This is a genomic window from Streptomyces sp. NPDC002698 (assembly GCF_042888945.1).
Taxonomy (GTDB): domain Bacteria; phylum Actinomycetota; class Actinomycetes; order Streptomycetales; family Streptomycetaceae; genus Streptomyces.
On sequence record NZ_JBIAQM010000012.1, the window covers coordinates 242,394 to 250,814 of the forward strand.

Genomic DNA, 8,421 nt, shown 5'->3' on the forward strand with positions numbered 1-8,421 from the left:
CCTGCCACTACCGTCGTCCGTTGAGTGAGCCGTTCAACTGCCGTTCACCTGTTGTCACGCCACATCTTCATGCCGCCGACTATGTGCGGTGTGCCCTGGTAAAGAAGTCGATCACATGGCATCGTCCGTGTCAGCCGCGTGACGCGCACACCCCCGCTCGTGCGCGACCGACGCACACGACGCGTACAGCCCGGGAGCCGCCCCATGTCCACCACGAACCCCTCACCGCTCTGGCGGCCCTCCGCCGAGGGCATCGCCCAGGCGCAGGTCACGAAGTTCCAGGCCTGGGCGGCCGAACGGCACGGAGCGCCGGCCGACGGAGGCTACGCGGCCCTGCACCGCTGGTCGGTCGACGAGCTGGACACGTTCTGGAAGGCCGTCACCGAGTGGTTCGACGTCCGGTTCTCGTCCCCCTACGCGCGCGTGCTCGGCGACCGTGCCATGCCCGGTGCCGAGTGGTTCCCCGGAGGGACCCTCAACTACGCGGAGCACGCCCTGCGCGCCGCGGAGACCCGCGCGGACGAACCGGCCCTCCTGTATGTCGACGAGACCCACGAGTCCGTCCCCGTGACGTGGTCCGACCTGCGCCGCCAGGTCGGCTCCCTGGCCGCCGAGCTGCGCGCCCTCGGCGTACGCCCGGGAGACCGGGTCAGCGGCTATCTCCCCAACATCCCCGAAGCCGTGGTCGCTCTCCTGGCCACGGCCGCCGTGGGCGGGGTCTGGACCTCCTGCGCCCCCGACTTCGGCGCCCGCAGCGTCCTCGACCGCTTCCAGCAGGTCGAACCCGTGGTCCTGTTCGCCGTCGACGGCTACCGCTACGGCGGCAAGGAGCACGACCGCCGTGACACGGTCGCCGAGCTGCGCCGTGAACTGCCCACCCTGAACGCCGTCGTGCACATCCCGCTGCTGGGCACGCAGGCGCCCGAGGACGCCCTGGAGTGGTCGGCGCTGACCTCCGCCGACGTGGAGCCCGTCTTCGAGCAGGTCCCCTTCGACCACCCCTTGTGGGTGCTCTACTCCTCCGGCACGACGGGCCTCCCCAAGGCGATCGTGCAGTCCCAGGGCGGCATCCTCGTCGAACACCTCAAGCAGCTCGGCCTGCACTGCGACCTGGGGCCCGAGGACCGCTTCTTCTGGTACACCTCCACCGGCTGGATGATGTGGAACTTCCTCGTCTCCGGCCTGCTCACGGGCACCACGATCGTGCTGTACGACGGCAGCCCCGGCTATCCGGACACGGGCGCCCAGTGGCGTATCGCCGAACGCACGGGAGCGACCCTCTTCGGCACGTCCGCCGCGTACGTGATGGCCTGCCGCAAGGCGGAGGTCCACCCCTCGCGCGACTTCGACCTCGGCCGGGTGCGGTGCGTCGCGACGACCGGCTCGCCGCTGCCGCCCGACGGATTCCGCTGGCTGCACGACGAGGTCCGCGAGGACCTGTGGATCGCCTCCGTCAGCGGCGGCACCGATGTGTGCTCCTGCTTCGCCGGAGCGGTGCCGACGCTCCCGGTGTACATCGGCGAACTGCAGGCCGCAGGCCTCGGCACCGACCTCCAGTCCTGGGACCCCAGTGGAAAGCCCCTCACCGACGAGGTCGGCGAACTGGTCGTCACCAACCCGATGCCGTCGATGCCCATCCGCTTCTGGAACGACCCCGACGGCAGCCGCTACCACGACAGCTACTTCGACACGTATCCCGGAGTGTGGCGCCACGGTGACTGGATCACCGTCACCTCACGAGGTTCGGTCGTCATCCACGGCCGCTCCGACTCCACGCTCAACCGGCAGGGCGTGCGCATGGGCTCGGCCGACATCTACGAGGCCGTCGAGCGTCTTCCCGAGATCAAGGAGTCGCTGGTCATCGGTGTCGAACAGCCCGACGGCGGCTACTGGATGCCGCTGTTCGTCCATCTCGCACCCGGAGCCGTGCTGGACGAGGACCTCCTGAACCGCATCAAGGGCACCATCCGTGAACAGCTCTCCCCGCGTCACGTTCCCGACGAGGTCATCGAAGTACCCGGAGTGCCGCACACCCTGACCGGCAAGCGCATCGAGGTCCCGGTCAAGCGCCTCCTCCAGGGCGCCTCCATGGAGAAGGCCGTCAACGTCGGCTCCGTGGACAACGTCGAACTTCTGCGCTTCTACGAGAAGCTGGCCCGCGAGCGCGGCTGATCAGCCTCCGTAGGTGGCCTCCGACTCGCCGAGCACGGCGGCGAAGTCGGAGGCCAGCCGCACGGCGTCGGCGGCTGAGAGTTCCGCCACCGAGATGCGTACACCGGGCGCGGCCGAGGTCCTGAAACGCGCGCCCGCCGCGACCCACCATCCGTACGAACGCAGCCCGTTCACCACCGCCGACTCGTCCCGCACGGGCACCCAGACGTTCAGCCCGCTCACGCCGTGGGCCTGTGTGCCGCGGTCCGCGAACTCACGGAGCAGCGCGTCCCGGCGCAGCGTGTACGTCTCCTGGGCACGCCCTACCAACGCGCGCGTGCTCTCGTCCGTCATCAGTCCGAGCACCGTCTCCTGCAACAGGTGACTGACCCAGCCCGACGTCAGCAGCATGCGTCCGTCGTGCCGTGCCAGTGTCGTCGAGTCACATGCCGCGGCCGCCCACCGCAGGTCGGTTCCCAGGAACTTGCTCACCGTGCGCACATGGACCCAGCGGTTCAGCCCGCCCGCGGTCAGTGTGCGCAGCGGTACGCCGGCGACGGACGACGCGTGATCGTTCTCCACGACCAGCACATCGGGCACCTCCCGGAGCACGTCGACGAGCGCGTCCCGCCGCCCCGCCGAGAAGCTGCCGCCGCAGGGATTCTGCGCCCGCGGACTGCACACCATCGCGCGCACCCCCGTCCGCAGAGCCGTCCTCAGGGCATCCGGCCGGATGCCCTGGTCGTCCACCGCGACCGGAACCGTGCGCAGTCCCAGCGCCGTGACCAGGTCCAGCAGATGGTGATAGCCGGGGTCCTCCATCGCGACCGCGTCCCCCGGGCGCAGCTCCACCGACAGCAACCGCCCGATCAGATCGAGCGCGCCATGAGCGAACGTCACATGCTCCGACGGCACCCCGTCGGGCTCCAGCCAGTCGCGTACGGCCTCCTCCAGTCGCGCCAGACGCGGCGTGCCGCGATGCGAGCGGGCACCCGGGGAGAGCCGCGACGGCGGCACCAGGACGGGGAGCAGCGCGGGATCCGGATGCCCGCCCGCCATGTCGCGCAGTCCGTCCGGCACGCGTGGTGGGCGCCGTGACGCCACCGCGGGCGCGGCGGCGACCACGGTCCCACCGCGTCCGCGGGTCACCACGATCGCCCGTCGCCGCAGTTCCTTGTACGCCGTCGCGACCGTTCCGGGACTGACGCCGAGCCGCTCGGCCAGGCCGCGCACCGGAGGCAGCGCCGTGCCCGGTTCCAGGGCGCCTTCGGTCACGCCTCGTTCCACGGACGCGGCAATTCCCTTGGCCGTCGTACCACTGATCGAATATTGTGTTGCCACGTTACTAAGTATGTATCAATACATATAAAGGAGCAAGGGGGAGTCGTGAGCCCGATGCGTCGCGCAGCCGCATGGTCGACGCGCATTCCAGGAGGCCTCGACGGCCGAAGAATGCTCTGGATCGCCCTGGTCGACCGCATCGGCAGCGGTCTGTGGGCATCCGTCTCCGTCCTGTACTTCACCTACGTCGCCGGTCTCTCGGTCGCACAGATCGGCACCCTCGCGGCCGCGGCCGGAGCGGTCGGAATCGCCGGCGCACCCCTGGGCGGGCGCCTCGCCGACCGACTGCCCCTGACCCACGTGCTGATCGCGCTCCAACTCCTGCGCGCCCTCGCCTCCTTCGCACTGCTCACCACGGACGACTACGCCCTCCTGCTGGCGTACTCCGCCGCGGGCAGCTTCGGCGACCGGGCCGCCAACGTCCTCACCAAGCTGTACGCCACCCGCGTCTCGGGCCCCGACCGCGTCCGCTACCAAGCCGTCAACCGCACCGTCGCCAACGCCGGTTGGGCCCTCGGAGGCCTCGCCGCGGCGGGAGCCCTCACCATCGGCACCACCGCCGCGTACCAGTGGCTGCTCGCCGGTGACGCCGTCTCCTTCGTGGCCGTCGCCCTCGCGACAGCCCGCTGCGGCGAACCGCCCTCGGCCGCCCGCACGATCGCCTCATCGAAGGACCCGGCTCCCGCGCCCCGCCCCGCCGGCCCGTGGCGCGACCGCACCTACCTCGCCTACGTCGCCACAGAGGCCGTCCTCTTCCTCGACGACGCCGTGTTCAAAGTCGGGCTGCCGCTGTGCGTCGCCCACTCCGAACAGGCTCCTCACGGCCTCGCACCCCTGCTGATGGTCCTGAACAACGTGATGGTCGTGACCCTTCAGGTCCCCCTGTCCCGGCTCGGCGCCACCACTGCCGCGGCCCGTGCCCTCCTCGTCCCGCTCTCCGTGTTCTTCGCCCTCGGAGGCGTCGTCCTGGCGCTCTCCGCAACAGGCGGAACCGTGGCCGTGACCCTCTTCCTCACCGCGGCGGCGGTCACCTTCACGGTGACGGAGATGCTCCATGCCACCGTCTCGTGGGAACTCTCCGTGGCCCTCGCCCCGGACACCGCGCAGGGCGGCTACCTCGGCGTCCACGGACTCGCGCAAGCCGTACAGCGCAGCGTCGGGCCACTCGCTGTCACAGCAGCCATCGCGGCCGGTCCCCTCGGCTGGACTCTCTTCGGCGCGACCATAGCCACGACCTGCGTGTTCCAGCACCGCCTCGTGCGCGACCGGCTCACCCGCCCCGCGTTGTCAGTGCCGCCCGTTACTGTGAGTGAGCATTGATCGACTGCGCACAGGGGGAAATTCAATGGCGCACACCCAGCACCACACCATGCGACGCGTCCTGCGCCGCGAAATCGCGGGCACCATCGGCCTGCTGACCGACGAACAGGACTTCCGGGCGATGCGGCGCTATCGCACCTTCGCCTTCGACGACCACACGACCTATCTCCAGCAGGTCGAAGCCCTGCTCAAGACGCTCGCCGCCCAGGGCAGCCACACCACAGTGGCCCTCTTCGACCCCGAGGAATACGCCGAATTCTGCGCCGAAAGCGGCCTGGAACCCGACACCCCGGTCAGCCGAACCCGCTTCACCGCCCAACTGGCGGCGACCGGCCCCACCGTCCCCTACGACGGACAGCCCCTCGACGAACTGGTCCCGGACCTCGTCGACGAAGCGGTCCGCCGGGCCACCTGGGAGTACGCCACCACGCTCCTGGCCCGCATCGGCACCTGCGCGACCTGCGGCGAGGACATCGGCCGAGCCTCCTTCATCCGCGCCGCCCACCTCCTCACCCGGGTGGTGGACACCGCGGGACCGGGAGAACTCCATCTCGTGTGCAGCGTCAGCTCCGCCCCCGACACGCTCGTCGCCGTACTCCGGACGGAGGGACGCATCGAGGGCACGACATGCCTCGACGAATCCGAAGCCCTCGAATTCACCACCGTCCTGGCCCTCGGCATCGCCACCCGGAGCGCCTGCGGACTCGTCATGCGCACCACCGCACCCGACACCACCGACCGTGTCTACGGATGGCGCCTGCGCGGCGAAGACCTGGAGCCCCTCACCGCGGGAGAGGTGTTCGACGCCTACTGCACCGACCTCGATTCCGGGGATCTGGTCTCCCCGGAATCGGGCGTCGACTACTGCGTACCGCCCGACCTCGGAGACGGGGGGAACGGGACGGGCCACACGCACTGAACACGAAAGGGGCGCCCCGTCCGCAGATGGAGCGCCCCTCCGTACCGAAAACCGCTGTCGCCCGAAGGCGCCGTCCGGCTACTCGCCCGACAGCACCGCCTGCGCCGCGGTGCGCGCCTCGTCCGCCGTGTCCGCGGCACGCGCGGCCGAGGCCGCCCGCTCGCACTGGGCCAGCGTGTACTTCGCCAGTGTCGCCCGCACATAGGGAATCGACGCGGCACCCATCGACAGGGAGGTGACGCCCAGACCGGTCAGCACGCACGCCAGCAGCGGGTCCGACGCGGCCTCACCGCAGACACCGCAGCTCTTGCCCTCGGCCTTCGCCGCCTCGGCGGACAGCGCGACCAGGTCGAGCAGCGCCGGCTGCCACGGGTCCTGGAGACGGGACACCGCGCCCACCTGCCGGTCGGCGGCGAACGTGTACTGCGCGAGGTCGTTGGTTCCCAGGGACAGGAACTCGACCTCCTGGAGAATCGACCGCGCCCGCAGCGCGGCCGACGGGATCTCCACCATCGCGCCGAACTTCGCCCGCAGCCCGGCCGCACGGCACGCGTCCGCGAACGCCTTGGCGTCCGTACGGTCCGCGACCATCGGAGCCATCACCTCGAGATAGACCGGCAGCCCCTCGGAAGCCTTCGCGAGAGCGGTGAGCTGCGTACGCAGCACATCGGGGTGGTCGAGCAGCGAACGCAGGCCCCGCACGCCGAGCGCGGGATTCGGCTCGTCGGCCGGCGTCAGGAAGTCCAGCGGCTTGTCCGCGCCCGCGTCCAGCACCCGCACCACGACACGGCCCTCGGGGAAGGCCTCGAGCACCTGGCGGTACGCCTCGACCTGCTTCTCCTCGGACGGCGCCGTCTTGCTGTCGTCGAGGAACAGGAATTCGGTACGGAACAGACCGACGCCCTCGGCACCGGCCTCCACGGCCGCCGGTACGTCCGCCGGGCCGCCGACGTTGGCCAGCAGCGGCACCTTGTGCCCGTCGGAGGTGGCACCGGGGCCCGTCGAGGCGGAGAGTGCCGCCTTGCGCCGCGCCGCCGCGGCCTCCAGCTCCGCCTTCTTCTCCGCACTCGGCTCCACGAAGATCTCGCCCGTGCTGCCGTCGACGGCGATCACCGTGCCCTCGGCGAGCTCACCCGCGCCCGGGAGCGCCACGACGGCCGGCACGCCCAGCGCACGCGCCAGGATCGCGCTGTGGCTGGTCGGCCCGCCCTCCTCGGTGACGAAGCCGAGGACCAGGGTCGGGTCCAGCAGTGCCGTGTCAGCGGGCGCGAGGTCACGCGCGATAAGAACGTAGGGCTCGTCGCTGTCCGGGACGCCCGGCATGGGCACACCGAGCAGCCGGGCGACGATACGGTTCCGCACGTCGTCGAGGTCGGCCACGCGTCCGGCGAGGTACTCACCGGCGCCGGCCAGCAGCGCCCGGTAGGCGGCGAGCGCGTCGTAGACCGCGCGCTCGGCCGTGCTGCCGACGGCGATCCGCCGGTTCACGTCAGCCGTCAGTTCCGGGTCCTGGGCCATCATGGCCTGGGCTTCGAGTACCGCCTGGGCCTCGCCCCCCGCCAGATTGCCGCGCGCAATCAGGTCGGCCGCCACGTCCTCCACAGCCTTGCGGGCGCGTGCCTGTTCGCGGGCCGCGTCCTCCGGTGGGATCTGCTTGGCAGGCGGTTCGAGAACCGCCGTTCCCATGTGCCGAACCTCGCCGATGGCCACACCGTGGCTCACGCCGACGCCTCGCAGCGTTGTCTCCATCTCACCCGTCTCCGAATAGTGCGGCGTGTACCGCCGCCGTGATGGTTGTCGAAGCGCCGTCCAGGACAGCGTCGATGTCACTGCCAGCCGAAGAGCGCGTCGCCGGCCTTCACATCGCCGTCCTCACGGACGTCCGAGAGGGAGTCCGCCGTGGCTTCGAGGGCCACGACCGGGCACACCGGGGACTTGCCGGCCTCCTCGACGGCGGCGGGGTTCCACCGCACGACACCCTGGCCGCGCGTCACGGTGTCCCCCTTGTTGACGAGCAGCTCGAAGCCCTCGCCGTTGAGCTGCACGGTGTCGATACCCAGGTGCGTGAGTACGCCGTGGCCCTCACCGTCGACGACGACGAACGCGTGCGGGTGAAGGGAGACGATCACTCCGTCCACGGGGGCGACAGCCTCCGAGGGCTCACGCACGGGGTCGATCGCCGTGCCGGGGCCGACCATCGCTCCGGAGAAGACGGGGTCCGGTACCGCGGCGAGTCCGATGGCGCGTCCTGCAAGAGGGGACGTCACGGTGGTCATGGGAAGCCTCCGAGGGGTGGAGATCTATACGGGCCGTCACTGCCTGTCCCGGACAGCGCACTGTTGAGCAGGGTATGTCATATGAAGTGCCGGTTCCGTACGAGAGATCCCGGTTGGCGCCGTAGAGGACAGGGCAAACGATTTGCGCCTGCACCCGCACCCCATGTAGAGTCGTACTCCTGCTTGAGGCTGAGCGGCGTGACCAAGGCGTCGTTGCCCGGCAGCACCCAACTTGTCAGATCCTATCTCGGGGTCATGGTTCCGCATGTCTGCGGGACGGTGGTCAGCGAGAGGGAAAAGGACTGATAGAGTTTGGACTCGCCGGAAAGGGAAACGCGAGAGCGGATTACCTGGAAAGCACCGAGGAAATCGGATACGGAAACGGTCTGATAGAGTCGGAAACGCAAGACCGAA

The 8,421-nt window shown here is 70.2% G+C and carries 6 protein-coding genes; 3 read left to right on the forward strand and 3 right to left on the reverse strand.

Annotation, left to right across the window (positions count from 1 at the left end; translation table 11 throughout):
• The first annotated feature begins 204 nt into the window (after positions 1–204).
• Positions 205–2,172: an acetoacetate--CoA ligase gene (locus ACFYW9_RS19795; protein ID WP_389151692.1), complete on the forward strand. Its 1,968-nt coding sequence runs from the start codon at positions 205–207 to the stop codon at positions 2,170–2,172.
• Here ACFYW9_RS19795 and ACFYW9_RS19800 read toward each other — a convergent pair whose 3' ends face one another.
• Positions 2,173–3,492, reverse strand: a complete 1,320-nt coding sequence (locus tag ACFYW9_RS19800) for an aminotransferase class I/II-fold pyridoxal phosphate-dependent enzyme (protein ID WP_389151695.1) — start codon at positions 3,490–3,492, stop codon at positions 2,173–2,175.
• 111 nt (positions 3,493–3,603) lie between these two features.
• Between ACFYW9_RS19800 and ACFYW9_RS19805 the strand changes: the two genes are divergently transcribed.
• Together ACFYW9_RS19805 and ACFYW9_RS19810 are read left to right on the forward strand one after the other, a co-directional pair.
• Positions 3,604–4,812, forward strand: a complete 1,209-nt coding sequence (locus ACFYW9_RS19805; protein ID WP_389151698.1) for an MFS transporter — start codon at positions 3,604–3,606, stop codon at positions 4,810–4,812.
• Between the two features lie 25 nt (positions 4,813–4,837).
• Positions 4,838–5,731, forward strand: coding sequence for a hypothetical protein (locus tag ACFYW9_RS19810; RefSeq protein WP_351862606.1), 894 nt, complete (start codon positions 4,838–4,840; stop codon positions 5,729–5,731).
• A 78-nt stretch (positions 5,732–5,809) separates the two neighbouring features.
• Here the strand turns inward: ACFYW9_RS19810 and ptsP are convergent, their stop codons facing one another.
• Together ptsP and ACFYW9_RS19820 are read right to left on the reverse strand one after the other, a co-directional pair.
• Positions 5,810–7,480 carry a phosphoenolpyruvate--protein phosphotransferase gene (gene ptsP / locus ACFYW9_RS19815; RefSeq protein WP_351862607.1) on the reverse strand — a complete coding sequence of 557 codons (1,671 nt, stop codon included), beginning with the start codon at positions 7,478–7,480 and terminating at the stop codon, positions 5,810–5,812.
• Positions 7,481–7,557: 77 nt separating this feature from the next.
• Complete coding sequence (locus tag ACFYW9_RS19820; protein ID WP_389151702.1) at positions 7,558–8,007, reverse strand: PTS glucose transporter subunit IIA; 450 nt, start codon at positions 8,005–8,007, stop codon at positions 7,558–7,560.
• Positions 8,008–8,421 lie beyond the last annotated feature (414 nt).

Bases quoted from the DNA above. Each gene is read 5' to 3' on its own strand.
- ACFYW9_RS19795 (WP_389151692.1), top strand. From the start codon at position 205: ATGTCCACCACGAACCCCTCACCGCTCTGGCGGCCCTCCGCCGAGGGC.
- ACFYW9_RS19805 (WP_389151698.1), top strand. From the start codon at position 3,604: ATGCTCTGGATCGCCCTGGTCGACCGCATCGGCAGCGGTCTGTGGGCA.
- ACFYW9_RS19810 (WP_351862606.1), top strand. From the start codon at position 4,838: ATGGCGCACACCCAGCACCACACCATGCGACGCGTCCTGCGCCGCGAA.
- ptsP (WP_351862607.1), bottom strand. From the start codon at position 7,480: ATGGAGACAACGCTGCGAGGCGTCGGCGTGAGCCACGGTGTGGCCATC.
- ACFYW9_RS19820 (WP_389151702.1), bottom strand. From the start codon at position 8,007: ATGACCACCGTGACGTCCCCTCTTGCAGGACGCGCCATCGGACTCGCC.